General features: G+C 39.6%; 25 protein-coding genes. 19 read left to right on the top strand and 6 right to left on the bottom strand.

Annotation, left to right across the window (positions count from 1 at the left end):
* Positions 1 to 45: 45 nt before the first annotated feature.
* The 4 genes from WG954_RS07135 (at position 46) to WG954_RS07120 (ending at position 4,517) form a co-directional block, all read left to right on the top strand.
* On the top strand, positions 46 to 1,437 hold the full coding sequence (locus WG954_RS07135) for a beta-helix domain-containing protein (protein WP_340434974.1): 1,392 nt from the start codon (positions 46 to 48) through the stop codon (positions 1,435 to 1,437).
* Positions 1,438 to 1,539: 102 nt separating this feature from the next.
* Positions 1,540 to 2,088 (top strand): glutathione peroxidase, encoded by a 549-nt coding sequence (locus WG954_RS07130; protein WP_340434972.1) that lies wholly within the window; start codon positions 1,540 to 1,542, stop codon positions 2,086 to 2,088.
* 78 nt (positions 2,089 to 2,166) lie between these two features.
* Positions 2,167 to 3,342 (top strand): DNA polymerase III subunit, encoded by a 1,176-nt coding sequence (locus tag WG954_RS07125; protein WP_340434970.1) that lies wholly within the window; start codon positions 2,167 to 2,169, stop codon positions 3,340 to 3,342.
* 86 nt (positions 3,343 to 3,428) lie between these two features.
* Entirely contained in the window at positions 3,429 to 4,517 is a 1,089-nt protein-coding gene (locus WG954_RS07120; RefSeq protein WP_340434968.1) for a carboxypeptidase-like regulatory domain-containing protein, read from the top strand.
* 35 nt (positions 4,518 to 4,552) lie between these two features.
* Here the strand turns inward: WG954_RS07120 and WG954_RS07115 are convergent, their stop codons facing one another.
* Positions 4,553 to 5,509, bottom strand: a complete 957-nt coding sequence (locus tag WG954_RS07115) for a UDP-3-O-(3-hydroxymyristoyl)glucosamine N-acyltransferase (protein ID WP_340434966.1) — start codon at positions 5,507 to 5,509, stop codon at positions 4,553 to 4,555.
* Positions 5,510 to 6,255: 746 nt separating this feature from the next.
* Here WG954_RS07115 and WG954_RS07110 point away from each other — a divergent pair.
* The 13 genes from WG954_RS07110 (at position 6,256) to WG954_RS07050 (ending at position 18,914) form a co-directional block, all read left to right on the top strand.
* Positions 6,256 to 7,134 carry a YicC/YloC family endoribonuclease gene (locus tag WG954_RS07110; RefSeq protein ID WP_340434964.1) on the top strand — a complete coding sequence of 293 codons (879 nt, stop codon included), beginning with the start codon at positions 6,256 to 6,258 and terminating at the stop codon, positions 7,132 to 7,134.
* A gap of 104 nt (positions 7,135 to 7,238) precedes the next feature.
* Positions 7,239 to 7,742, top strand: a complete 504-nt coding sequence (locus tag WG954_RS07105) for a gliding motility lipoprotein GldH (protein WP_340434962.1) — start codon at positions 7,239 to 7,241, stop codon at positions 7,740 to 7,742.
* The gene (locus WG954_RS07100) at positions 7,742 to 8,713 is read left to right on the top strand and encodes a sensor histidine kinase (protein ID WP_340434959.1); all 972 of its coding nucleotides are present in this window, start codon (positions 7,742 to 7,744) and stop codon (positions 8,711 to 8,713) included. The genes WG954_RS07105 and WG954_RS07100 overlap by 1 nt, the downstream gene beginning before the upstream one ends.
* Before the next feature lie 11 nt (positions 8,714 to 8,724).
* Positions 8,725 to 9,438, top strand: coding sequence for a response regulator transcription factor (locus WG954_RS07095; protein WP_340434957.1), 714 nt, complete (start codon positions 8,725 to 8,727; stop codon positions 9,436 to 9,438).
* 26 nt (positions 9,439 to 9,464) lie between these two features.
* Positions 9,465 to 10,409: a hypothetical protein gene (locus WG954_RS07090; protein WP_340434954.1), complete on the top strand. Its 945-nt coding sequence runs from the start codon at positions 9,465 to 9,467 to the stop codon at positions 10,407 to 10,409.
* A 182-nt stretch (positions 10,410 to 10,591) separates the two neighbouring features.
* The gene (locus tag WG954_RS07085) at positions 10,592 to 11,095 is read left to right on the top strand and encodes a GNAT family N-acetyltransferase (protein ID WP_340434952.1); all 504 of its coding nucleotides are present in this window, start codon (positions 10,592 to 10,594) and stop codon (positions 11,093 to 11,095) included.
* Positions 11,096 to 11,107: 12 nt separating this feature from the next.
* A complete protein-coding gene (locus WG954_RS07080; protein ID WP_340434950.1) occupies positions 11,108 to 11,530 on the top strand; it encodes a DUF1801 domain-containing protein in 423 nt (140 codons plus the stop codon).
* A 61-nt stretch (positions 11,531 to 11,591) separates the two neighbouring features.
* Positions 11,592 to 12,668, top strand: a complete 1,077-nt coding sequence (locus tag WG954_RS07075; RefSeq protein ID WP_340434948.1) for a glycoside hydrolase family 130 protein — start codon at positions 11,592 to 11,594, stop codon at positions 12,666 to 12,668.
* A 59-nt stretch (positions 12,669 to 12,727) separates the two neighbouring features.
* Positions 12,728 to 13,450, top strand: coding sequence for a hypothetical protein (locus WG954_RS07070; protein ID WP_340434946.1), 723 nt, complete (start codon positions 12,728 to 12,730; stop codon positions 13,448 to 13,450).
* Between the two features lie 161 nt (positions 13,451 to 13,611).
* Entirely contained in the window at positions 13,612 to 14,394 is a 783-nt protein-coding gene (locus WG954_RS07065; RefSeq protein WP_340434944.1) for a hypothetical protein, read from the top strand.
* Between the two features lie 85 nt (positions 14,395 to 14,479).
* The gene (locus tag WG954_RS07060; protein ID WP_340434942.1) at positions 14,480 to 15,577 is read left to right on the top strand and encodes a VIT1/CCC1 transporter family protein; all 1,098 of its coding nucleotides are present in this window, start codon (positions 14,480 to 14,482) and stop codon (positions 15,575 to 15,577) included.
* Between the two features lie 141 nt (positions 15,578 to 15,718).
* Positions 15,719 to 16,987 carry a sterol desaturase family protein gene (locus tag WG954_RS07055; RefSeq protein ID WP_340434940.1) on the top strand — a complete coding sequence of 423 codons (1,269 nt, stop codon included), beginning with the start codon at positions 15,719 to 15,721 and terminating at the stop codon, positions 16,985 to 16,987.
* A 160-nt stretch (positions 16,988 to 17,147) separates the two neighbouring features.
* Entirely contained in the window at positions 17,148 to 18,914 is a 1,767-nt protein-coding gene (locus WG954_RS07050) for a tetratricopeptide repeat protein (protein WP_340434938.1), read from the top strand.
* Here the strand turns inward: WG954_RS07050 and WG954_RS07045 are convergent.
* Positions 18,872 to 20,680, bottom strand: a complete 1,809-nt coding sequence (locus WG954_RS07045; protein ID WP_340434936.1) for a BatD family protein — start codon at positions 20,678 to 20,680, stop codon at positions 18,872 to 18,874. The two genes, WG954_RS07050 and WG954_RS07045, sit on opposite strands and share 43 nt — an antisense overlap.
* Before the next feature lie 206 nt (positions 20,681 to 20,886).
* Positions 20,887 to 21,603: an SDR family oxidoreductase gene (locus WG954_RS07040; protein ID WP_340434934.1), complete on the bottom strand. Its 717-nt coding sequence runs from the start codon at positions 21,601 to 21,603 to the stop codon at positions 20,887 to 20,889.
* Between the two features lie 109 nt (positions 21,604 to 21,712).
* On the opposite strand from WG954_RS07040, the gene WG954_RS07035 reads away from it, so the two are divergent.
* Entirely contained in the window at positions 21,713 to 22,411 is a 699-nt protein-coding gene (locus WG954_RS07035; protein ID WP_340434932.1) for a YjjG family noncanonical pyrimidine nucleotidase, read from the top strand.
* A gap of 77 nt (positions 22,412 to 22,488) precedes the next feature.
* Positions 22,489 to 22,848 (top strand): four helix bundle protein, encoded by a 360-nt coding sequence (locus WG954_RS07030; RefSeq protein WP_340434930.1) that lies wholly within the window; start codon positions 22,489 to 22,491, stop codon positions 22,846 to 22,848.
* Between the two features lie 24 nt (positions 22,849 to 22,872).
* Here WG954_RS07030 and WG954_RS07025 read toward each other — a convergent pair whose 3' ends face one another.
* Genes WG954_RS07025 through WG954_RS07015 form a run of 3 tightly spaced genes read right to left on the bottom strand, consistent with a single transcriptional unit; the run spans position 22,873 to position 25,137 of the window.
* The gene (locus WG954_RS07025; protein WP_340434928.1) at positions 22,873 to 23,529 is read right to left on the bottom strand and encodes a phosphatidylserine decarboxylase family protein; all 657 of its coding nucleotides are present in this window, start codon (positions 23,527 to 23,529) and stop codon (positions 22,873 to 22,875) included.
* A gap of 37 nt (positions 23,530 to 23,566) precedes the next feature.
* Positions 23,567 to 24,232 carry a M949_RS01915 family surface polysaccharide biosynthesis protein gene (locus tag WG954_RS07020; protein WP_340434927.1) on the bottom strand — a complete coding sequence of 222 codons (666 nt, stop codon included), beginning with the start codon at positions 24,230 to 24,232 and terminating at the stop codon, positions 23,567 to 23,569.
* The gene (locus tag WG954_RS07015) at positions 24,232 to 25,137 is read right to left on the bottom strand and encodes a phosphatidate cytidylyltransferase (RefSeq protein ID WP_340434926.1); all 906 of its coding nucleotides are present in this window, start codon (positions 25,135 to 25,137) and stop codon (positions 24,232 to 24,234) included. The genes WG954_RS07020 and WG954_RS07015 overlap by 1 nt, the downstream gene beginning before the upstream one ends.

Genomic DNA, 25,137 nt, shown 5'->3' with positions numbered 1-25,137 from the left:
CTGCACAATACCATCTTTCCAATACGGATGCTTATTTTTACAACTGTGAGAAACTACTTACCCATACTGCTTATCCTTTCACTTGCCATGGCCATTGGCTGCAAAAAGGAATCATTTACCAACAGTACCGAAGCAAAACTGAGCATTGGTAACGACAGTTTGCGTTTTGATACCGTGTTTACAACTGCAGGATCTGTTACACAATATTTCCTCATCAAAAATGAAAACAAGCAAAAGATCAACATCAGTAATGTGCAGCTCATGGGCGGCAATGCGTCAGCCTTTAAAATGAATGTTGACGGAAGCCAGGGAACACAGTTTACCAATATTGAAATTGCCGGAAACGATAGTATGTATGTGTTTGTGCGTGTGAATGTGAACCCTAATGCCGATAATCAACCCTTTGTTATGCGTGACAGTATTAAACTGCAATGGAACGGTAACACAACATTTAAACAACTGGAAGCGTGGGGGCAAAATGCAAATTATATCCGTAGTACCATTCTGCAAGGGAATATCAACTGGACAAAAGATAAGCCCTACGTGATACTCGGCGGAATAATTGTTGATACAAATGCAGTACTCACAATTCAGCAAGGAACAAGAATTCATTTAAATGCAGATGCACCTTTTATTGTAGATGGTACACTCATCATTAATGGTACAAAAACCGACAGTGTTGTTTTTCGCAGTAACCGTTTAGATGACCCTTACCGTGATTATCCCGGAGCATGGCCCGGCATTTATTTCCGTGGAAGCAGCATCGATAATCAATTGACCTATACTTATATTAAAAATGCCTACCAGGGAATTGTGGTAGAGCAACCTTCTTCAAATGCAAATCCTAAACTCAGGTTGAACAATTGTGTGCTTGATAATATTTATGACATTGGTCTGTTTGCTGTGAACAGTAGTGTGGTAGCCAACAACTGTCTTATCAGCAATTGCGGAACGAACGTTGCATTGATCTATGGTGGTAGTTACCAGTTCAATCATTGCACGGTTGTATCTGCATCCAATTCATTTGTGCAACACAAAAACCCGGCACTCACAGCAACCAATTTTGTAAAACAGAACAATACAATTTACACATCAGCACTTACTGCAGTATTTACAAATAGTATTGTTTGGGGCGATGAAGGATTTGTTGATAATGAAATTGTGGTGCAGAAAGAAGGCACGGCTGCAGCGAACGTTACGTTGAATAATGTCCTGTTCAGAGCAAAAGCAGATCCATCAAATACCACTTTCAATAATGTGTTGCGGAATATGAACCCACAGTTCGACAGCGTGGATGTGGTGCGCCGTATTTACGATTTCAGGCTGAAAAATGGCTCCCCTGCTATTAATAAAGGAATAATTACCCCGCTTGCTACTGACTTTAACGGGTTGGCAAGAGTTGGTTTGCCCGATCTGGGTTGTTACGAAAAACAATAACCTTTCACAAATTTGATGAGAGGAAGATCAAAATCCCCCAATTCGCATGATCTTTGAACAGAATTACCGGTTTACTGTTATTCATTAAAACAATTGAATTATATGATACGTTTACTTCTTGCCCTTGTGGTATTTGTTTCGTTTGCTTTTACGATTAATGAGAAAAAAGCAGTTAGTGCCCCTCCGACAGTTTACAGTTTTAAAGTAGAAGCTTTGGAAGGTGGTGTTATTGATTTTTCCAAGTACAAAGGGAAAAAGATCCTTATTGTAAATACTGCATCGAAGTGTGGTAACACCCCCCAGTATGAGGCGTTGGAGAAACTTTACCAACAGTATAAAAGCAAACTTGTGATCATTGGTTTCCCTGCAAATAATTTTGGCGGGCAGGAACCCGGCACTAATGCCGAGATCAAAGAATTCTGCAGCAGTACATACAAGGTTACTTTCCCAATGGCAGCAAAGATCAGTGTGAAAGGCGATGATATTCATCCCCTTTACCAATGGCTTACCAGCAAAGACAAAAATGGCGTGCTGGATGCTGAAGTAAAATGGAATTTCAACAAATTTCTTTTGAATGAGAAAGGCGAACTGATTGCCTATTTCCCAAGTAAAGTTTTACCATTGAGCGAAGAGATAACAAGTAAATTGTAAAAGAATAAATTTTCAGTATAAAAAAGCAGGAGTAATTACTTCTGCTTTTTTATTTTCTGCAAATCCTATCTTCGCCCCATGCAATTCTCCCACATCATTGGACAGCAACATGTGATCCAGCAACTGCAGGAAATGGTGGATAACAACCGCCTCAGCCATGCATTGCTGTTCATTGGTAAAGAAGGAAGTGGCGCTTTGCCGCTGGCACTCGCCTTCAGTTCTTATGTGGTAACACAAAGTGAAAAAAACAAACCCGTTGCTGTAACTGCCGGTTTATTTGGCGATGAGCCAGTTGCTTCAGCTTCATCGCATGGCGCAGAGTTGGCAGAACAATACATTCATCCAGATATACATTATAGTTACCCCGTTATTCCAAGAAAGAGTGGCGATAAGCCTGTGAGTACCGATTATATTTCGGAATGGCGTGAGTTCATTAAACTATATCCTTACGGCAATGTATATGATTGGCTGCAATTCATAGGAGCAGAAAACAAACAGGGAAATATCACTGCTGCTGAATGTGCTGATATCATCCGCAAACTCAACCTTAAAAGTTTTGAAAGTGAATACAAAATACTCTTGTTGTGGATGCCTGAATATCTCGGCAACGAAGGCAATAAATTATTAAAACTGATTGAAGAGCCTCCTGCTAATACCTTATTTATCTTAGTTGCAGAAAATGAAAGCCTCGTGTTGCCAACGATCATCAGTCGTTGCCAGACTGTTCGTATTCCGCCAATTGATCTAAGAGATACTGCAACGGCATTGGTTCAACGTAGTAAACTCAGCGAAGAGCAAGCCATGCAAATTGCCGGTGTAAGCGAAGGCAATTATAGGGAAGCATTGCAATTGATTCAACATGCAGAAGAAGACTGGCAATCGTTGTTGAGAGAATGGCTGAACGCTGTGTTAAAGAGTGGCCCGATTGCACAGGTAAAATGGGTTGATGTGATCAGTGCAGTTGGTCGTGAAAAACAAAAACAATTCCTACGCTATTTTACTCACCTACTTGAGCAAAGCATTCGTCTTCGTACAATGGGTGAAGACCATTTGCCACTCACCGGTGCTGAAAAAGATTTTGCCATCCGTTTAAACAAGCTTTGCGACATCAGTCAGCAACAAGCCATTACGAAACAACTCGATGAAGCTGCCTATCATATTGAGCGTAATGCCAATGCCAAAATGTTGTTCATGGCACTTACGATCAAGCTTTACCATATAATCGCCAATAAAACAGTGATTGAAGTTGGATGATGTTTGTTTAATGCGGCCCGTTTCTCCAAAACTTCTTTACGGCCTGAAAATTGTTTATTTTTATCCATCTCAATGAAAGATCATTTATGAAAACAATCCTTTCCATTATCCTTGCCCTTATTTCATTTAACGTTTCAGCACAATCCTATTTCTATATCAAAGGAAAAGTTGTGGATGATAGCACGAGGCTTCCGCTTGAAGGCGCATCCGTACTTTGTCAAAACACCACCAAAGGAACGATCACCAATAAAGAAGGCGAATTTAGAATGGAGTTACCAGCGGGTGGACATAACCTTGTTATTACATACACCGGTTATGAAAGTGAGAGTGTGCGTATCAGTTCATCACAAGACAACAGCAGCGAACTTAATATCATCTTAAAGAAGAAAGAAAAGAAATTGGAAGAAGTAGTGATACAGGCCAGCACTGAAGTAAAAGATGGCTGGACGAAATACGGAAAACAACTTTCCGATTATTTTATTGGCAGCACACCTTTTGCCAAACAATGTACTATCGAAAATCCGGATGTACTTAAATTCTATTTCTCCCGCAAAAGGAATGTACTAAAAGTAAAAGCTGAAGAACCTGTTGTGGTAATGAATTATGCATTGGGTTACCGCATAAGCTATCAGCTCGATTCGTTTATTTATGATTACAATACAAAGTTCAGTGCTTATGCAGGGGTTGCATTTTATACTGAGCTCGATTCAACAGCTGATCAAAAAACCGTTTGGCTAAAGAACAGAGAGAAAGCATACTTAGGTTCACGCTTACATTTTATGCGTTGTTATTACGACAGCACATTAGCTGACAATGGTTTTGTGATCGAACATATTTATAACGACACCATAAACGCCAAACCAAAGATCCGTTCGGTTGAAAATCCATACGATTCTGCTGTATATGTTTTAGTGGACAGTGTAGACAAAGAAATCAACCTGTTTGGAAAATACCGGATCGTTTACACTTTACAACCAATGGAAAAAGAATACCTGGTTGCCAACAAATATCCGTTAAGTGCGAAAGAACAACTCTCAACACTTGAACTGCTCAATGGATTTGTGATTACGGAAAATGGTTTCTTTTACGAACAACACGAAGTGATCAACAGTGGTTACTGGGCATGGAAAAATTTAGCTGATCAATTGCCGTATGATTATTGGCCGGAGGAGTAACAGCCAGTTCTGATTTTTTAAGATCTTTAGAAAAGTTATTCCTTCTCTTCAAGGCGTTTTACTTTTTCCCATAATTCAGGAATACGTTTTACCCAAACCAGTTCCTTTCTTTTTTGCAAGGCATCATCTACCGGTGTACCGAAATATGATTTGTTTCCTTCAATAGAAGAAGGCACACCACTTTGTGCAAACACAACAGCATTCTCGCCAATGGTTAACGTCTTACTTACACCTGCCTGTCCCCATAACACCACACCATCTTTTATTTCAACCGCACCGGCCACACCTACTTGTGCGGCAAACAAACAATTTTTACCAATCACAGTATCGTGTCCAATATGCACCTGGTTATCGAACTTGGTACCACGGCCAATCACTGTATCATGTGTTACGCCTTTATCAATGGTGCAGCACGACCCCATTTCCACATCATCTTCAATGATCACTCTGCCACAGCTTTCCATTTTTTTATACCACACATCACGGTTCTTTTTGGTGTTGAAATAAAATGCATCGCTGCCAATCACTGTTCCTGCATGCAGAATTACGTTGTTACCAATTACTGTATGATCATAAATAGAAACATTGGGATGAATTACGCAGTTCGTACCGATCGTTACATGATTACCAACAAACGCACCGGGCATAATAACTGTTCCTTCGCCAATAACAGCTGTATCGCTGATCAATTTATTAGAAGGAGTAAAAGGACGAAAATGACGAACAATTTTTAAATAAGCTTCAAACGGCTGTTCGCAAACCAACAATGCCTTTCCATCAGGCACTGCAGTCTCTTTATTGATGATAATAAAACTTGCTGCCGATTGAATGCATTTATCATAATATTTTGGATGATCAACAAACACAAGATCGCCTTCTTCCACTTTGTGTATTTCATTAATACCTGTTGCTAATCCATTTTTATTCCCTGTAACAACTGCACCAATCAGTTCAGCAATCCATTGCACAGGAACCGGAGAAGGAAACTTCATACATTGATTTTTGCCAAAGGTAATATGTTTCAGTTTGCAGCAACAAACCAAGAAATGAGCCATTACAAATGTTGATACCAACCGAAATGTTCACTGGCGAATATTATCCGGCGAATAAAAAACAAGAACAAAAAACACATGAAACAACCAAAAAAGAACTGCAAAACCGGAAAAACAACCCTTCGGGAAAACTTTTTTCAAAAAATTTTTTTGCGTTTTTTGCTGTTTTTAAAGACCATAAAACGATCTGTTTTATCTTCAACAAAAGATGAATTTATTCATCAGCAATTATTGTCAAAACAAAACGATTGATTTTTCACTTTGCTGAAACTATTGCCAATACAGCATTTCAGAAGAATTGTTTTTTTATGACGTAGTTTTAGTTTGTTGATTGTATGAAAATTCAACGTTACTATTACATTCATTTTTATCTTTAACTGCTTCAAAAATGCATAGCCCTTTTCCACACGCAAACTTAAAATGTGAATAAAATTTTTTTGAAAAATTTTTTATATCGGAGAAATTATTTTTAATATTGTGCAGGGAAAGAAATTTCCTGGTACTTACTAACCCATCCATCATAAAAGCTCGGTGTCTTCCGGGCTTTTTATTTTTCACTCACTTTCATTTTTTATAACGCAACAATCTGTTTAAAAATTTTTCCTGTCGTTATACTACTACACAAGCTTGTTTTAATTAAATCACCCCGAACAAACGAAATTCTTTACATTGCTTAAAAATAAGCTATGCTTAAATCAATGACCGGTTTTGGAAGAACCGAAGAGGCCGCCGGCGATAAAACATTCCTGGTTGAAATAAAATCTCTCAACGGAAAACAGTTTGAACTCAATTTAAAAATTACTCCCTTATTAAAACCATATGAGTTTGCGATCCGTACAATATTGTCGGAGCAACTGATGCGTGGTACGATCGATTGCAATATCTTATTAAAGCAAAACGGAGGCAATGGCGCCATCACCATTAATAAGGAAATGGCCAAAGCTTATTTTCAGCCATTGAAAGAAGTGGCGGATGATTTAAATATCGGGTTGAGTGAATATGTGTTGGCAGCAATGTTACGTTTGCCTGATGTGGTTGTTCCCAACACCGATATTTTAAGCGAAGATCAATACGGGCAGTTCAAACAAACGCTGCAAAATGCGATCGATGCTATTAATAAGCACCGCCTGCTTGAAGGTGCGGCTTTAGAAAAAGATCTCATCGAACGTATTAATAATATACTCGCCTACCAGGAAAAAATTTCTGAACTTGAACCGCTTCGTCAACATAAAATGAAAGAAGAACTCCGTCGCAAGATGGAAGAGCAGGTAGGAAAAGAGAATTATGATGTAAACAGACTTGAGCAGGAGATGATCTACTACATTGAAAAGATCGACATTAGCGAAGAGCAGGTGCGTTTGCGCAACCATTGCGACTATTTCCTCAATATCCTGAAAGAAGCTGACGAATCAAAAGGAAAGAAACTCGGTTTTGTGTTGCAGGAAATTGGTCGTGAAATTAATACCACCGGTGCCAAAGCCTACGACTCCGGCATCCAGAAACTGGTGGTGCTCATGAAAGATGAACTGGAAAAAGCCAAAGAACAGGTCTTGAATATTCTTTAATTTAATACTATTAATTAAATAGAAAGGAACCCTCGTAGCCGGAATTGGGGTTTTGGAATTTGGATTTTGGGATTTGGAATTTGAACTTTGTAAAAACATTACGCTTGAAATCATTGCAGCGCTTACATACTCTTGCAAATTCATTCATCGCAAGTTCACTTATTTTTTCTTCCGTTTTACTGGGCAGTTGCAGTTCCATTGACGCCTTCGAAAAAAATGCTGAGATCCCTAAGCACCAATGGACTTATGATTTTCAACCTGAGGTAGTGTTCAATATCACCGATACCGTATCAACTTATAATGTACTTGTTACGTTGCGTCATACAGATGCTTATGCGTATAAAAACATCTGGCTCTTTCTTTCAACCCGCCAACCCGGTGATAGTACCTTTCAAAAAGAACGCTTTGAATTGACCCTGCAAGATCAGGAAGGAAAATGGATTGGCACCGGCATGAGCGACATCTGGGAAGTGCGTTATCCCCTGTTCAATAATATCAGGTTTACCAAACAGGGTAACTATACTATCAGGCTGCAACAAACAATGCGTGACAATCCTTTGTTACATGTCATGAATGCCGGTATACGTATTGAAAAAGCAAAATCATAATGGCTTATACCAATAAAGTATATAGTTTCCGTAATTTCTCGTTCTGGTTCTGGATCCTCCTTATTTATGTAATAGCAGCATTAGTGTGGTGGTTTGTTTCACTCGAGCGCCAAAGTGCTGATATGACAGCCTTGAAACTTGCTCAATTAAAACTTGACGATCCTAACTATGATCTGTTGCGTGATGAAACCTTGCTTTTTCAGAAAAGACAATCAGCCAAATACATTGGTGAAGGCATTACCTTTCTAGCATTGATCCTTGCAGGTGCGGTGTTTGTCTATCGTTCCATTCGTAAGCAAATCGAAGTTTCGGCCCTGCAACAGAATTTTATGATGGCTATTACACATGAATTAAAAACACCCATCGCCACTACCCGCCTCAGCATTGAAACAGTATTACGTCGCAAGCTCGATGAGGTGCAGCAACAGAAACTCCTATTGAGTGCCTTGAGCGAAACCAACCGATTGAACATTCTCACCAATAATATTCTTCTTGCATCGCAAATGGAAGAAAAAAATTTCCAGCGAGAGCACGAAGAAGTAAATCTCGCTGATGTAGTGGAAACGGTAGTGAGCGATTACAAGAACCGGTATCCCAACCGACGCATTGAAGCAAGTGCTGATAAAGACTTTTATATAGAAGGTGATGAATTGCTGATCCAGATCGCTTTGAGCAATTTGATTGATAACGCTCTCAAATATGCTCCAAAAGAAAGCCCCGTGTATATCGACCTGATGGATGATAACGAAACAACGCAGATCAAAGTAAGTGATGAAGGCATGGGTGTGCCCGACGAAGAGAAGCAGAAGATATTTGAAAAGTTTTACCGTAGCGGTAACGAAAACACACGCAAAGCAAAAGGTACGGGGCTTGGTTTATACCTCACCCGCAAGATTATTACCGATCACAATGGTGACATATTTGTGATGAACAATACCCCACGTGGAAGTATTTTTGTAATTCAGTTTTAAACACTACACACATGTCGGCCACAAACAAAGCATCTATTTTACTGGTGGAAGATGAAGAGCATTTACTGGATGCTTTGAAATTAAATCTTGAACTGGAAGGCTATGAAGTAACTACCGCCGGTGACGGTGTGGCTGCTCTCAAAGCAGTGGAGAATGAATACTTCGATCTTATTATCATGGATGTAATGATGCCTGAGATGGATGGCATCAGTGCAACAGAAAGTATCCGCATACGTAAGAACGATGTACCCATTTTGATGTTGAGTGCCAAGAATACATCACACGACCGTGTACTGGGTTTAAAGAAAGGTGCGGATGACTACCTCACCAAACCTTTTAACCTTGAAGAGTTGTTGCTGCGTGTTGAGAAGCTGATCGAGAAAAATAAAAAAATACAGGATAAAGACAGCATTGGCGAAAGCTACAGCTTTGGCAACAACAATATTGATTTTAAAGCACAGGAAGCCATCAACTTTAAAGGCGAAAAAATACAGCTGAGTAAAAAGGAAAGTATGTTGCTGCACCTGCTCATTGAAAACAAGAACGAAGTGGTAACCCGTGAAAAAATTCTGCAGGTGGTTTGGGGTTACAATGTTTATCCTACTACACGTACCATCGATAATTTCATCCTCAACTTCCGCAAGTACTTTGAAGAAGACAGCCGCAACCCTGTTTATTTCCACTCGGCAAGAGGGGTTGGGTATCGGTTTGTGGAGGGGGAGTAAGTTGAATTGAATAAAAAAATTGCTACATGAGAAATCATTTGGGTTTGATTTTACTCATTGCATTACATCTAAGTTGTTCAACAAGCCATTACAAAGATGAAGTTGAATATATCAAGATAATTACGTTCTCAGAAGCAGATAGTGTAACGTTATATAACAAGGGGGAAGGGCTATTTCGTTATTTATACTACGATCCCAAAAAAGATTCAGTCATACTTAGAGTTCCTGTTCGTATTGATAGCGATACTGTAATTTATGAAACTTCAATAGGCGAATTCAATAACAGCCGCTATGTTGATACATTACTTTCTGCAGTAAAAACGTTGAGAAGAGAAAATGTTGGCATTATACCTGACCGTAGTGGTTATTCTGGCGATGGGGGCTATTCTGGTCCTACATTTTATTTTGAGTTTAAAGACAAGCATGGTTTATTCTGTTACTATTTCCAACTAGACATTAATGATACCCTTAATCGGTTCAGTGATTTTTATCACCGACTTGGTGAATTGCCTTGGAAAAGAGAACAGGTGGAAAACAACCTCATTAATAGCGATACCGAAACAGTGTCAGCACTTAAACACGTGGGAGTCTATGAAAAACTAGAAGCTCCTTACATTCCACTATCGTGTGGACCTGGAATTGATTTTTTGAAAGTATACGGAAACTGGAGGTCAATTGGCAATGAACATAGTAGAGAACAAAGTAAATATTTAAAATTATCGCTAAAAAAAGATGGCACATTTAGTTACGGATGGGTTCCTACTGATTCTTCATCTATTATCGTTTCAGGTACTTATAGATTGAATGAAAGAAACAATAGGTTGACCTTAGATAACAATCAATCAAAACGAATATATCAAATCCTGAAACTTTCTGAGACTTGTTTTGAATATGTAGATGTTAAGAGGTCCGACACAATAAGAATGGACAGGCTTTCAACAACCCTTGGTGCCCCAGTCAATTTAGAATAGTCTTTTTTGCAACTGTTGGTATTTGACGCCGAGGTTGTGCCTCCCGACCAACCGCATAAATTATAACAAATCAAACCCAGCTTTGTGTAGTGTGTTGGTGATAACACCCAACGACGGTAGGCTTCATACATTTCATTATCTTCAAATCAGTTTTGAGCAACTGAACATAAGAAAAGTAAATAGTGAAAACTGAATTACATACAGACAAAGTAAAACTAAGAGCCCCTGAAAAATCAGATGCAGCAAATCTTTATTACTTACGCACTCATCCCAGTGTAAACAGGTTTATTGAAAGAGATCTACCCAAAAATATTTCAGATGTCGAAAAGTTTATAGAGCTAAGAAATGCTGACCCAAACCCATTTTATTTTATCATTGAAACGCTCCCAACTAATGAACTTGCAGGCACCATATGTTTATGGAATATTAATAAAGAAAATAAATACGCAGAAGTTGGTTATGAACTTTTGCCGGATTTTCAAGGCAAAGGTATTATGACAAGTGCTCTGCGTAAAATCATACAATTTGCTTTTACAGAATTAAACATAGAAACCATAGAGGCCTTAACCCATAAAGAAAATATTCGTTCAAGAAGGTTACTAGAGAAATTTGATTTTAAACTCATGCCGGGCAAAACAGATCCTGACAATTCAAATAACATTATTTATTGCTTAAAAAAAGCCTGACAAACTCATCCCATGGCAAAATACCAGGCAAAAACAAAAGAAACAACAAGCGATGTTTTTAAGTTTATTGCTGCTGTTCCTGATCAGCAAAAACAAAAAGATGCATTGGCACTTGTTGAGTTGATGCAAGAGCAATCGGGTTTTGAACCCAAAATGTGGGGGCCATCCATAATCGGTTTTGGCAGCTATCAGTATGTGTATGAAAGCGGACATGAAGGAGATGCACCCTTAATTGGTTTTTCGCCACGCAAGGCTGAGTTCTCACTCTATCTTTCCTCCGGGTTTGATCAGCGGGAAGAATTATTGCAACAATTCGGAAAACATAAAGTAGCAAAGGCCTGTATCTATTTTAAACGACTTGTAGATGTTGATAAAGGCATTTTAAAAAAGATGATCAAAAACTCGCTTAAGTACATGAAAGAAAAGTATCCGTGATCGTTCATATGCTGTAAATTCTTTCTGTGCATTTTTCCTACCTTCCTGTAAACTTGCCGGCATGAACAAGGTTTTCATTTTCCTTTTCACAATTTTTCTTTACAGTTGTACTGAACAAACAAAACAACCAACAACCAACAGCTGGGCCTTGCTCAACTTTGTAAAAGTGGATAGCCTCAACCCTATTCTGCAGCCCGATTCGACACAACAATTCAACTGCCCCGTCAGCAAACAAACCGTCAACTGGGAAGAACGGAATGTACTCAATCCATCTGCCGTTGTTAAGGATGGGAAAGTGTATCTGCTTTATCGTGCACAGGACAGGCATATGACCTCACGGCTTGGTCTTGCAGTTAGTGATGATGGTTTACATTTTAGCAAAATGCCGAAGCCGGTTTTCTTTCCTGATAACGACAGCATGAAGATCTATGAATGGAAAGGCGGTGTGGAAGACCCACGTGTAGTGCAAAGCGAAGACGGCACTTATATTCTTACCTATACTTCCTACGATGGTAAAACAGCCAGGCTTTGTTTAGCTACATCAAAAGATCTGCGAAGCTGGACCAAACATGGTTTGGTGTTGAATGATGACAAGTATAAAGATGTGTGGTCGAAATCGGGAGCCATTGTTGCCAAACAAAACGGAGAAAAGATCGTTGCCACAAAGATCAATGGAAAGTACTGGATGTATTTCGGTGATACAGATCTGTTGATGGCATCGTCTGATGATCTGATTCACTGGACCGTTGCTGAAAATGAAGAAAGCAAAAAGATGATCACGGTACTGCATCCACGTATGGGTTATTTCGACAGCAGGTTGGTGGAACCGGGCCCGTATGCATTGTTACAAAACGATGGCATTCTTTTAATTTATAACGGAAGTAATGCCGCCAACTTCAGCGACAGCAGTATGCCGAAGTTTACTTATGCAGCGGGACAAGCATTGTTTGATAAAGAGGAACCATGGAAACTCATCAGCAGAACTGATTCAAATTTCATTCGCCCTGATAAAGACTATGAACGTGTGGGCGAAGTAAACGAAGTGTGCTTTGTAGAAGGCCTTGTTTATTTTAAGAACAAATGGTTTTTGTATTATGGAACTGCTGATTCAAAGATTGCGGTGGCGGTGAAAGAATGATTTCTCATTATATTTAATAAGAAAAATTCGCTTGTGCTATCTTGATAAAAAATCAACCTATGCTTCATTTCAATTCAGAAAAATTTGATTTTTGGACGATCTATGAAAGCATCAAAAGATTTTATCCAATTGGGGTAAAGAAAGATGATAGTAGGATGTACTATTCATATCCGGGATTGAAAGAGCTTGAAGATCGGGTTGTAGATAATATTCATGTTGACGAACATTTCAATTCACGCTGGGAAAATTTCACAGCAATAATTCAAAAAGAAACCGGAAAAGAAATAATTGGCACCACATACGGACAAGCTCCGTCATTCAGTTCCTATGTTTTACTCCAATCAAGTTCTATTGATAATCTAACCCGTACAAAGGAACTACATTTCTTCGTGAGCTTAACCGGGCCATATTATACAGTCATCGGTAATGATAACAGTACTGTAAAAATTTTAGAAAGTCAATATAAAGGAACAAGCTATTTAGTTGTTTCGCCCTTTCTTGAATATGCTGATATCTTTAAACTGCTTTGTGAGAAAATTGAAAAACAGTTCATTGGATTTCGATTTGTACCGTTTGAAATATGTACCCAAACAATCGACGGATTGGATGTGAGATACTCAGACGAAAAACTCAACAGAGTTTTTCATGCCTTGTTTAATAACCATATCGATCTCAATACCCTGAGATACGTTGGAGATAATCATTACAAGTATGATGACTGGATCAGAGATGGATATGTTGATGATGGGGACAGTTGGACTGCTTTTCCGCCAATTCAATAAGCCAATAATCTACCTCATCTCCCCCGCAAATGTCCAACCCGTTACATGATTTTCTTTTAATGGTTGATTGATCAACACAGCGTCTTACACAATTTTCAGCTCTAGAATGTCAACCCATATTTTCTTAACTTGGGTTTATTTAGAGCACACCCAGCTTAAACATGAGAAATTTATTCATACTTCTTGCCCTGCTATTCCCGTTTTTGTCGCACAGCCAGGTAACTGTGAAAGAGATCAAAGAAACGCATCCACAAGACAAAGAACAGGTTTATATCTTTCCGCTGATCAAAACAAAAACCGGGAGCATATCTACACGCATCAACAATACCCTGTGCAGTGATTTTCTGGATGTTGACAGGAACAAGGTCAAAAAAAGCATTTTTGAAAATAGTTGGGCCAATGAAGAAAATGTTTACGGCAGGCTTTCAGATATTTCTTACGAAATATTGCAGAACAGCAAACGTATTTTCAGTATCAGTCTCTCTGCGGAAGGTTGCGGTGCGTATTGCGAACCTTTCACCCGTTATTACAATTTCGATCTTCAAACAGGCAAACAGTTTAAACTGGAAGACTTATTCACTCCTGCCGGTAAAAAGTTATTGCTTGACGCAATGAACAAACAAAAAAAGGAACTACTGCAACAGAAAATAACATCAGCAAGAGAGCTGTTACATAAAAAAGGTTCAGCTGTAAGTAAAGATGATAAAGAATACTATGAAGAGATGATCGAGGTTTACAGCAACTGCCTTGAAAGCCAGTTATACAACTCGCTTGAATACATACAATTCAGCCTGCAACAAAAGACGCTGGTTGTGTTTGGAGAACGTTGTTCTGCCCATGTAAATCAAAATGTTGATGAACTGGGCGATTTTGAATTTGGCTTTTCTCTTGCCAACTGGAAAAAACACTTCAGCACTTACGGCCTTTCCCTGCTATCAGAGTAAAGCTGTTTCAAAATCAGCTCGTCAACCAATCAACATCATCGCAGGGTGAGTCGCTTCTGCTTATCTTAATCCTTCAACATAAGCTATGAACCTGAAAAATATTCAAACCGAAATAGATGCCGCTTTTCTTTACCAGAAACTGGCAACACATGAGGATGATCCTGTAATTGCCAATGTATTCAGGCAAATGAGTGAAATTGAAAACAGTCATGCCCTTGCGTTTGCTGCCAAAGAAAAGATCGATGCATCATTTCTTCCTAAACCATCTTGGCGTGCAAAAACCTTAAACGTCATTGGTAAAGTATTCGGGTACGATTATGTGTTGGGTGCAGTCATGGATACAGAGAAAAGTATTTCAAATGCCATCGTTCAAACCAAAAAGAAAAATAAAGAAGAAATTACGGGCAGCGAAACAACGCATGTAAAAATTCTTCGCAGCATCTTAGAAAAAGAAACACAGGTATCAGGCAAGCAACTATCGAGGTTTGAAAAGAAACATCGTTCTGTTGGTGGCAATGCCATTCGTGCTGCAGTGTTGGGTGGTAATGATGGATTGGTTTCCAATTTTAGTTTGGTGATGGGTGTTGCAGGTGCCACGCAAGGTCAGGAGGGAGTTTTATTGGCGGGACTTGCAGGATTATTGGCCGGCGCTTTATCCATGGCATTGGGCGAATGGATCTCTGTTAAAAGTTCGCAGGAGTTGTATGAAAACCAGATGCAACTTGAAATGGAAGAGCTGGAAGTAAATCCTGAAGGAGAGAAAAAAGAAATAGCGTTGATCTATATGGCAAAGGGAATTGATGAACAGCAGGCTTACGTTCTTGCAGATGAAATAATGAAAGATAAAACAAAGGCACACGACCTGTTGGTGAAAGAAGAATTAGGTATTGATGCTGAAGAATTAAAAGGATCGGCTGTTGAAGCAGCTGTTTATTCCTTCATCTTATTTGCCATTGGTGCCATTATACCTGTTGCACCGTTTATGTTTGCCAAAGGCGCTGCCGCCATCGGCATAAGTGTTGCGGTGAGTGCATTGGGTTTATTCCTCATCGGCGCTGCTATTACATTATTCACCGGAAGAAATGTTTGGTTCTCCGGTTTCAGGCAGGTATTGTTTGGTTTACTTGCCGCAGCTATCACATTTGGCATTGGAAAGTTGATTGGCGTATCAATTGCAGGATAAGCAAAACAAACGAAATTATTTCTCCGGTACCGCAGTTTATGCTAACAGCAATAAAATGTTTGGCAAAGCCTGCAAATATCAACCGTTACGTGGTATTGCATTAGAAACAGAAGCTGTCTAATTTTAGATAAACCTTTTGTTATGAATGTGTATGCACTTTTATCACCGCTGGCAATACTGTTGCTGTTACTGGAAATTGTGTATTGCGTGAAGAAGAAAAATGGTTACTACAGTTTCCAGGATACTGTTGCGAATCTTGCAACCGGCATCGGCAACCAATGCATCAATCTTGCTGTTCTGTTTTTTGTGTATCACTTTTACGGATGGCTCTACAACAACGTAGCACCGTGGAAAATTCCCGCCACCTGGTATAGCCTGCTGATACTATTGTTGCTGCAGGATTTTATTTTCTATTGGTTCCATCGTGTGGGACATACCATTAATATTTTCTGGGCGGCGCATATGCCGCATCATTCATCAGAAGAAATGAATTTATCTGTGGGTTTGCGTGCCAGTTTCACCCAGCGTATGTTCCAGTTTTTATTCTTCGATTGGATATTGGCAGTTATCGGTTACTCACCGGAGATGATCTATTCCATGGCAGCCGTGCATTTGTTTCTCGCTTACTGGCATCATACACGCATCATCAAAAAAATGGGAATACTCGAAAAGGTTTTTGTTACACCATCGCACCATCGTGTGCATCATGGTGTAAACACACAATATCTTGATAAGAATTTTTCGGAGTTTCTCATCATCTGGGATAAACTGTTTGGCTCGTTTGAAGAAGAAAAAGAAGAAGTGTGTTATGGTGTTACACATCCGCCACGCACCTGGGACCCTATTTACATTAACATCCAATACTGGAAACAATTATGGGATGATGCAGTAGCTGCTGATAGCTGGTGGGATAAGATCCGCATTTGGTTTATGCCATTGGGATGGCGACCAAAAAATGTAGGACAGGCTTTTCCAAGAGTTGGTTACACAAGAGATGACCAGGTGAAATTCTCCAGTAAACAATTCCGCAACACAAAGCCATACATCATTGCACAAATTGCAGCAGGCTTGGTTTATATGTTCATCACCATAAATCTCACCATGCCATTGACCATTACTGAACGGTTGATCATGACAGCAGGCATTTTTATGATGACGATCGGCTGGGGAGGCATTTTACGTGCAAAAAAATGGGCGGTGGCATTAGAGTTGTTCCGATTACTGTATATGCTTGTTACGCTCATTGCTATTCTCAATGCACATGGCATGGCAAATTGGATCGGTTGGCAAATGATCGCCGGTTTATTATTTGTGGGCGCATCTGTTTTGTGGATGGGTTTCTTCTTTAAACCGAATGCATTGGAAGGCGATGAAATACCTGTACATTCTGAATTACACGTGACGGCTTAACCATGACCTCCACATTTTCAATTAAGAATTTAATGAATAAAGCAGAGCAAGCTTATTTGTAAAATAATTACCTGGAGATGGGGTGTAATTTTTGTGTAGCTTGAGCTATTGCGTCAGGTTCTTCACAAAAGCCAAATACTTCTTTTAAACACCGGTAGTTATGAATAAATTATTTTATGGTCTTACTAGAATTGTTTTTGGTTTATTCCTGCTGCAACTTGCCGCATGTAACGAAAGAAGTACGGCTCCATCGAAAGAAGATATCAATGAGATCGATCTGAAACGTGGTAATGTAGTTTTGTGTGGCCCTGCCGATGAACAATTCGGAACTGTTCAATTTATCACTTCCTGTTCACCAAAAACAAAAGAAGACTTTGATCTTGCAATTGCGCTGCTGCATTCGTTTGAATATGATGAAGCAGAAAAAGTATTTGCAAAAGTGATTGAAGAAGAACCAAACTGCGCCATGGCTTATTGGGGAGTGGCCATGAGTAACTATCACCAGGTGTGGCCTTCACCACCAACACAGGCTGAGCTCGAGAAAGGAACAAAAGCAATCCTGATTGCACAAGGGTTAAAGAATAAATCAAAAAAAGAAACAGATTATATTAATGCCATTGCCGTATTTTATAAAGACTGGAATTCGATCGATCATCGTACACGTACACTCAGTTTTGAAAAAGCAATGGAAAAGGTTTATGCTACTTACCCAACCGATAAAGAAGTTGCGGCATTTTATGCATTGTCTCTTGTTGGGGCATCCGACCCTGCTGATAAAACATATACCAAACAACGGAAAGCGGGTGAAATCTTAACCGCATTATTCCCCGGTGAACCAAATCATCCGGGCATTGTGCATTACATTATTCACACCTACGATTATCCTGAGCTTGCATCACTAGCATTACCGGCAGCAAGAAAATACGCAACCATCGCTCCTTCATCGGCACATGCACAACATATGCCTTCGCATATTTTTACAAGGCTCGGGCTTTGGAATGAATGTATTCAATCAAATCTTGTTTCAACTTCTTCTGCAAAATGCTATGCCGAAACAGCCGGCATAAAAGGTCATTGGGATGAAGAACTGCATGGCATGGACTACCTCGTTTATGCTTACCTGCAGCGGGGTGAAACCAGATTGGCAAAACAGCAATTCGATTATCTCAATACAATCAAGGAAGTGTACCCGGTAAATTTTAAAGATGCGTATGCCTTTGCTGCAATTCCTGCACGTTACTATCTCGAAAATAAATTATGGAAAGAAGCCGCTGAAATGAAGATGCATCCAATTGATTTCCCCTGGCAGAAATTTCCATGGCAAAAGGCTATCATTCATTTTACAAGGTTGATGGGTTCTGTTCATACCAATAAACTTGATGCAGCAAAAACTGAATTGAAAAATCTTGACAGTATGCGTCAATTATTGATCGCTGAAAAAGATGTATACAAAGCCAATCAGGTGTTGATACAATTAAAAACAGGCGAAGCATGGATTCTTTGTAAAGAAGGAAAAACAAACGAAGCATTAATTCAAATAACAACTGCTGTTGAGTTGGAAGATAAAACAGGAAAAAGCCCTGTCACTCCCGGTGAAATTATTCCTGCAAAAGAATCAATGGCCGATATGTTATTGCTGATGAATAAACCTAAAGAAGCGTTGGCAGCCTATGAAGCAAATTTAAAAACCCACCCTAACCGCTTCAATGCATTGTACGGAGCAGGCTTAGCAAGTGAGTTGAGTAATGATGTAGTGAAAGCAAACTACTATTACAAACAATTGCTTACAGTAGCCAACTCTCCAAATGCCGACAGACCTGAATTGGAAAAGGCAAAATTGTTTTTAAAAAATGAGGTGATTGCTGTTAGAAAATACCTGCTGCATTATATCCTTCTGTCAACTTCCTGCATCAGTTCTTTTGATTGAAGCATGAGCTGTTCCCTATCATCTGTAATTTCCATTGGACTAAAAATAGCCAGTTCACAAGCCTGAGACAATTGTTGAAACTGTGCTGCCAGATCGGGCCAATTTTTTTGTTGCAGTTCACGCACAATTTGTGCATTGCTCGCCGTTTTTGTTTGCAGGTTTAATCGTTCAATGAAAAAATCCTGCAACCCTTGCAACAGCAATGTATAAAATTGTTTCGGATGCAAGCCTTGCAATACATATGCTGCCGGTTGCAAGTAAGCATCCATTGTTTTTTGTGGTTCAATATATTCTTCCACTTGTTGGGTTACAATACTTTTTTCCTCAGCCTTCTTTTCACGTTTGTGTTGAACGAAAAAGATACCGGCGATCAATACCAGCAAACCACTGCCAACACCTGCTACCCATACCCATCGAGGCAAGGCTTCTTTTACAATTGGCTCATCATTAAACACAGGTGTTTTTCGTTTCACTGCTGCGGTTACATTCAACTGCAGACTGTCGCTTGAAAGTGTATGATAAGTTTTTGTCTGCTCATCAAAATACGTGAAGTTGATCTTGGGGATAGTGAACAATCCCGTTTTTGAAACGGCAAACGGAATATCAAATGTTTTGACTCCGCTGATAGGTGCATTATGTTTATCGATCTCTTCGCTCAGCTTTGCATCAAACGAATCAACACCGCTTGGCCAATGAACAGTTGGTGCTGTGATCATTGGCAGGTTCCCCTTTCCTTTAATAACTACACGTAAAGTTGCATAATCGTTTGCTGCTATGCTTTTGTTCAGGAGTGATGCATCCATGCTGAAATTCCCAACGGCACCATCAAAGCTTTCAGGTTTATTTTTTTCAGGAAGATCAAGCACATTCACCTTTAATGAATCACTTTTTAAGATGATCGTTTCCTGAATTACATCACCATTGCTGTATTCCGATTCTTTTACTTTTTCCATCACCGCATCAAGCCACGTGTTTGTTTCTTTGGCGCTGCGTGCTCTGGCCCTGATCATGCGAACAAGATTCTCCACTTCCACCGGCTCAATCGTAAGCAATCCCGATTGCAAGGGGAACAGCTGCACTTTACGAATGAGATAACAGTTATACATTTTCCCATTGTACATTTCTTTCGAAAAAATGCCTGTTTCCGGTTGTTCCATATCTACAACAGAAAAACCGTTGAGCGATGGTCGCTTAACAATCTTCGATTCACTATCGAGCCTTGTAAATAATTTGAATGTAGCGAGCACAGGTTCACCAACGTAGCAACTGTTTTTATCGATCGTAGCTTTAATGAACAGGTTCTTTGCAACTTTATCTTTCAAATTTTCATTAGGCATCAGGTAATAATCAGGTCGCTCTTCCTCCATTTGTTTTGTGGCACCTGCTTCCTTTACAAAAATGACAATGGGTGATGATGTTGCAATTTTTCCTTTTGATTTTACAATGGCCGATGCAATAGGTAAACGTCCTTTAATTTTTGGTCGAAGCGTGATGGTGTAGGTAATGTATTCAGAAAGTGACCCATTCACCCATGTCCATCCATTGGTTTGATCAAAGCCGCTTAACTGTTCAAAATTGCGGAAGGATGGTGGCGTAAAATCATCGATCTGGCTTGCGCCTTCAACTACAAACTGCAGTTGAAAGCTTTCGTTTTGCTGCACAACTGTTTTGCTGGGGATGACAGACAGTTTCACTTGTGCCGTTGTACAGAAAGACAATAACAGAAAACTGATCATCCAAAAGCCATATAGTGGGCGCTTCAACATGAGTAGACAAAATTAAAACAAGTGAGGGGTTGAACAGGTGCCGTTGATGTAAGTTGATGTTAAAACAACCGAAGAGTTAGTTGATTGGCTGATATTAATGATGAAAGCTGCGGAATGTGTAGTAGGCAATAAGCAAAGCCTGTGTTCATTTGCGTTTCTCCGTGGCCGCACTCATTCGCATCATCAAAACATCATTTCATCGGCGGTCAGAGATCACCCAGTTGTGGCCTGATGATAATATCTTCCACGCAAGCCTGTGGCGAAAGTTGTGAACTGGCATATACCAGTTTGGCTATATCCTCCGCTTCCATGATTCGTTTTGCGGAATTATCATAATCACCCCATGAATCGGTCATGACTGCGCCAGGGAAAACAGAAGTTACCTTGATCAGATGCGGTTTCATCTCTTCACGTAAGTTTTTGCTGAACCCATGCATGGCATATTTGCTGATGCTGTATGCACCGCCGTTTTTATACGAGTGTAATGAAGCGATTGAACACATGTTGAAAATATGTCCACGTGAACCACTGACCGGACTTTGCTTCATCATCTGCGGTAACAGTTTACGGGTTAAATGATAAGCACTGTAAAGATTCGTAGCGATCATTTCTTCCAGGAAACCATCTTCTTCATTATACACACTACCGGGTAAAAAATTACCGGCGTTATTCACCAATACATCAATGTTGAAACTGTTGTCGAGTACCCATTTCCCAAAACTATCTACCTCTTCCCTTTTGCTGAGATCCCTAGCTTTGGCTTTTATTTTTACACGGGGATATTTGTCCTGCATCTCTGCCATGGTCTTATAGATCGCCACTTCACTTTTTGAACTGAGATACAAAGCATGCCCGTTTGCCGCAAAAATTTCTGCAACGGCTTTGCCAATTCCTCTTGATGCACCAGTGATGACAACGTTCATAAATTCAGATTTTACTGTGTAGATTGCAGGTTTTAATCAACATTCAAATAGTTGGTTTGTTTACAAGATACGTTCTTACAAATCTAAAATCGTAATTCTGAAATCTGAAATGAAATATCGTCACTTGTTTTTCGATCTCGACCATACCCTTTGGGATTTTGATGCCAATGCCATGGAAACCTTGGCCGATGTGTATAAAGAACTTGATTTGCAGGCAGCTGGCATCAATGATTTTGACTTGTTCTGTAAACACTACCTGCATCACAACGCTATTCTATGGGACCGCTATCATCATGGTTATATTTCAGCTGATGATCTCAAATGGAAACGGATGTGGCGCACTTTGCTTGAATTTAAAAACGGCAGCGAGGAACTGGCCCGTAAAATGAGCGGTTATTTTTTAGAGGTGTTACCCACTAAACAAAACCTGTTCCCATACACCCATGAAATACTGCGTCATTTAAAAGAGAAGGAATACAAGCTTCACCTCATCACCAATGGTTTTGAAAAAACACAATGGCGCAAACTTGATAACAGCCAACTGGGACAATATTTTGAAGAAGTGATCACCAGCGAAAGAAGCAACAGCGTAAAACCAAACAAAGAAATTTTTGAATACGCCCTTCGTATTACCGGTGCAGAGTTAACACAGAGCATCATGATCGGCGATAATTTAGATGCAGATATTAAAGGAGCATTGAACGCTGGGATGCATGCAATTTTTGTAAATCATATCAACGCAGAGTTAAAGGGAATTGAACCAACATATGTAATTACTCATTTGAAAGAACTGGAAGGGATTTTTTGATGGTGAGTGGTGAATTGTGAGTAGTGAGGGGGTTTCCGATAGTGAATTAAACTTATTACATTTAAGAAACTCTTGCTATGTTTTTACACCTTGGTCACACTAAACTTGAGGTTTACAAGTCTTCCCGTGAATTTACTTTCGAATGCTACAAACTCACAAAATCTTTACCGGACGAAGAAAAGTATGCTATGGCATCTCAGATCAGGAGAGCTGCACTATCCGTTCATTTAAATATTGCTGAAGGGTCTTCTAGAAAATCCGAAGTTGAAAGAAAAAGATATTATGAAATTGCAAGAGGATCTGTCATTGAAATCGATGCCGCTCTTGACGTTTCAAACGACCTGAATTATCTAAAAACCTTTGATTCGGAAAAATTAGGTGACACTATGATTAAGATGTTTAAGCTTCTTTCAGGAATGATCGAGCCAAAGCACTGACCATTCACTACTCACAACTCACAATCAATATTCCGCCAGCACCGTAACTCCTGCCTGTACTTTTTCATTCAGCTTTACATTGATCTTTGTGCCCGGAGGTAATAACAGATCAACACGTGAACCGAATTTGATAAAACCAAGTTCACCACCTTGCTCCACTTTTTGTCCGGGTTGCAAATAATTGACGATACGCTTTGCAACGGCACCTGCAATTTGTTTTACAAGGATCACAATACGATCATTACTCAACACAACACTATGGCGTTCGTTTTCAGTAGATGATTTAGGGTCCCAGGCAACTAGGTATTTGCCTTTATGGTATTGCGAATAATTTACTTCACCTGCAATGGGATTTACATTCACATGCACATTCGCCGGGCTCATGAACACACTCAATTGAATACGCTTGTCTTTGAAATATTCAACATCGGTTATTTCTTCGATCACCACCACTTTACCATCGCAAGGACTGTAAATGGCATGTTCATTTTTGGGCGTAATACGTCTTGGAATACGAAAGAAAGAAACAATAAAAAGAAAGAAGAATAAGGTTACTGCAAAAATGAGCCAGGAAAGAACCGGCAACGTTGGGCTGATAAAATTAAACGCAAGCAGATTAATGATCACAAACAATACGGCTGCAATAGAAATACTTTTAAATCCTTCTCTGTGAATAGTCATGGAACAAGTTTGAACAGCGAAAGTACAAAGATTCGGCCTATTGATATTCCTGTTTGCCAAACTTCTGCCAACGCTCAACAGCGTATGAAAGGAAAGCTTTCGGTGCTTTGCTGAAAGCGGTATCGGCTTTCCAGCTTCCGCCAATGGTATCTTTTTGCAGAAGCATCAGTTCTTCACCACGAATTGCATACTTCTGTGTGCCTTCATACATGATGAGTTTCTTTTCATTCGGACTTACATCGCCTTTGCAGCTAAGTGCATACAACATCGTTATTTCAGCAAGACCATTACTATCGAGATCGGTAATGGTTAAATGATCATCATAAAATGAACACACAATATCTAACTCACAATTATTGATCTGATCCATCATCTTCCACTTCGTTACAAATCCACTATCAGTTTTTTGATAAAGCACTGCAGATAGTTTTGCTGATGCATGAGTTTGTCCTTTTTCAATATACGCCCCCGTTTCGTACAACACCAACCAGTTTTCACCCGATACATCATGCCATTTCTTTGCACGTTTTAATTGATAAGAACTGGGTAAGGGCAACAATGCGCTAACAGCAGCTGTTACTTCTTCCACTTCCGATACTACTTTTTCTTTCTGCACAACAGCTGTTGTGTTGCTGTCCTGTTTATTGTTTTTACAGGAAAGCATCAAAAAGAAAAGAAACAACAACACACAACAACGCATCATCAGTTTATCAGTTTTAACAGCAACCACACAAATGGTGTTGCCAATAATAAAGAATCGAAACGATCAAGAAAACCACCATGGCCAGGCATAAAACTACCACTGTCTTTTACATTGGCTAATCGTTTCAGTTTACTTTCAAGTAAGTCACCGCATGTACCTGCAACTGCCGCAACCGCAGCAATAACAGCCCATAGCCATGCAACAGATGATTGGCTCAAATATCCCAGTAACCACATTACCCCAACTGCTAAAATAATACCACCAATAGTTCCTTCCCATGTTTTTTTAGGCGAGATACTGCTGAGTGGAGTTTTCCCAATAAGTGACCCGACAATGTAAGCCATAGTATCGTTGATCCAGATGGAACCAATAATGATAAGCGGTACAGCATACCCACTGATCCTCGCCAACAATGTAGAAATATTTGTAAACGTATCCTCACCATTGTGCGGCATCCACATAGCGCCACTACGTAAATGCATGAGCAATGCCCAGCTTAGTGAAATATAAATCAAACCAAAAACGGAATGGGCAATGTATTTAAAGTTGAACTGTTTTGAAAAAAGCAATTCACTTATCGGCACCATTAGAAAACCCGCAAGCATCAACATCCATCCAATAGAATGAAGTGAAACATTCTCACTAATATACCAATCAGCTGTAAAAAATAACATCAGCCCATAACCACCGATCATTACACCGTATTTATGAAACGGATTGATCGTTTGATATCCTTTATCGACCAAGCCAACCAGTTTCTGATATTCGATCCAGCAACCAAAATGAATGATGCTGAAGAGAAAAAGAAAACTCCACTTATTCCACAACAACCCAACAAGCATCACCACCACAAATAAAATAGCTGTGAGTGTACGTGTGCGGAATGTTTGCCAGTTAAATGCCAT

Source organism: Lacibacter sp. H375 (assembly GCF_037892425.1).
Classification (GTDB): Bacteria; Bacteroidota; Bacteroidia; order Chitinophagales; family Chitinophagaceae; genus Lacibacter.
This window is presented reverse-complemented; position numbering and strand designations above follow the sequence as displayed.

What these genes read in the sequence shown, in the direction of transcription:
- WG954_RS07050 (WP_340434938.1), top strand. Translation starts at nt 17,148, where the DNA reads ATGAATAAATTATTTTATGGTCTTACTAGAATTGTTTTTGGTTTATTC.
- WG954_RS07060 (WP_340434942.1), top strand. Translation starts at nt 14,480, where the DNA reads ATGAACCTGAAAAATATTCAAACCGAAATAGATGCCGCTTTTCTTTAC.
- WG954_RS07110 (WP_340434964.1), top strand. Translation starts at nt 6,256, where the DNA reads ATGCTTAAATCAATGACCGGTTTTGGAAGAACCGAAGAGGCCGCCGGC.
- WG954_RS07015 (WP_340434926.1), bottom strand. Translation starts at nt 25,137, where the DNA reads ATGGCATTTAACTGGCAAACATTCCGCACACGTACACTCACAGCTATT.
- WG954_RS07080 (WP_340434950.1), top strand. Translation starts at nt 11,108, where the DNA reads ATGGCAAAATACCAGGCAAAAACAAAAGAAACAACAAGCGATGTTTTT.
- WG954_RS07020 (WP_340434927.1), bottom strand. Translation starts at nt 24,232, where the DNA reads ATGATGCGTTGTTGTGTGTTGTTGTTTCTTTTCTTTTTGATGCTTTCC.
- WG954_RS07075 (WP_340434948.1), top strand. Translation starts at nt 11,592, where the DNA reads ATGAACAAGGTTTTCATTTTCCTTTTCACAATTTTTCTTTACAGTTGT.
- WG954_RS07100 (WP_340434959.1), top strand. Translation starts at nt 7,742, where the DNA reads ATGGCTTATACCAATAAAGTATATAGTTTCCGTAATTTCTCGTTCTGG.
- WG954_RS07120 (WP_340434968.1), top strand. Translation starts at nt 3,429, where the DNA reads ATGAAAACAATCCTTTCCATTATCCTTGCCCTTATTTCATTTAACGTT.
- WG954_RS07065 (WP_340434944.1), top strand. Translation starts at nt 13,612, where the DNA reads ATGAGAAATTTATTCATACTTCTTGCCCTGCTATTCCCGTTTTTGTCG.
- WG954_RS07130 (WP_340434972.1), top strand. Translation starts at nt 1,540, where the DNA reads ATGATACGTTTACTTCTTGCCCTTGTGGTATTTGTTTCGTTTGCTTTT.
- WG954_RS07070 (WP_340434946.1), top strand. Translation starts at nt 12,728, where the DNA reads ATGCTTCATTTCAATTCAGAAAAATTTGATTTTTGGACGATCTATGAA.
- WG954_RS07030 (WP_340434930.1), top strand. Translation starts at nt 22,489, where the DNA reads ATGTTTTTACACCTTGGTCACACTAAACTTGAGGTTTACAAGTCTTCC.
- WG954_RS07095 (WP_340434957.1), top strand. Translation starts at nt 8,725, where the DNA reads ATGTCGGCCACAAACAAAGCATCTATTTTACTGGTGGAAGATGAAGAG.
- WG954_RS07025 (WP_340434928.1), bottom strand. Translation starts at nt 23,529, where the DNA reads ATGACTATTCACAGAGAAGGATTTAAAAGTATTTCTATTGCAGCCGTA.
- WG954_RS07055 (WP_340434940.1), top strand. Translation starts at nt 15,719, where the DNA reads ATGAATGTGTATGCACTTTTATCACCGCTGGCAATACTGTTGCTGTTA.
- WG954_RS07125 (WP_340434970.1), top strand. Translation starts at nt 2,167, where the DNA reads ATGCAATTCTCCCACATCATTGGACAGCAACATGTGATCCAGCAACTG.
- WG954_RS07035 (WP_340434932.1), top strand. Translation starts at nt 21,713, where the DNA reads ATGAAATATCGTCACTTGTTTTTCGATCTCGACCATACCCTTTGGGAT.
- WG954_RS07115 (WP_340434966.1), bottom strand. Translation starts at nt 5,509, where the DNA reads ATGAAGTTTCCTTCTCCGGTTCCTGTGCAATGGATTGCTGAACTGATT.
- WG954_RS07040 (WP_340434934.1), bottom strand. Translation starts at nt 21,603, where the DNA reads ATGAACGTTGTCATCACTGGTGCATCAAGAGGAATTGGCAAAGCCGTT.
- WG954_RS07045 (WP_340434936.1), bottom strand. Translation starts at nt 20,680, where the DNA reads ATGTTGAAGCGCCCACTATATGGCTTTTGGATGATCAGTTTTCTGTTA.
- WG954_RS07090 (WP_340434954.1), top strand. Translation starts at nt 9,465, where the DNA reads ATGAGAAATCATTTGGGTTTGATTTTACTCATTGCATTACATCTAAGT.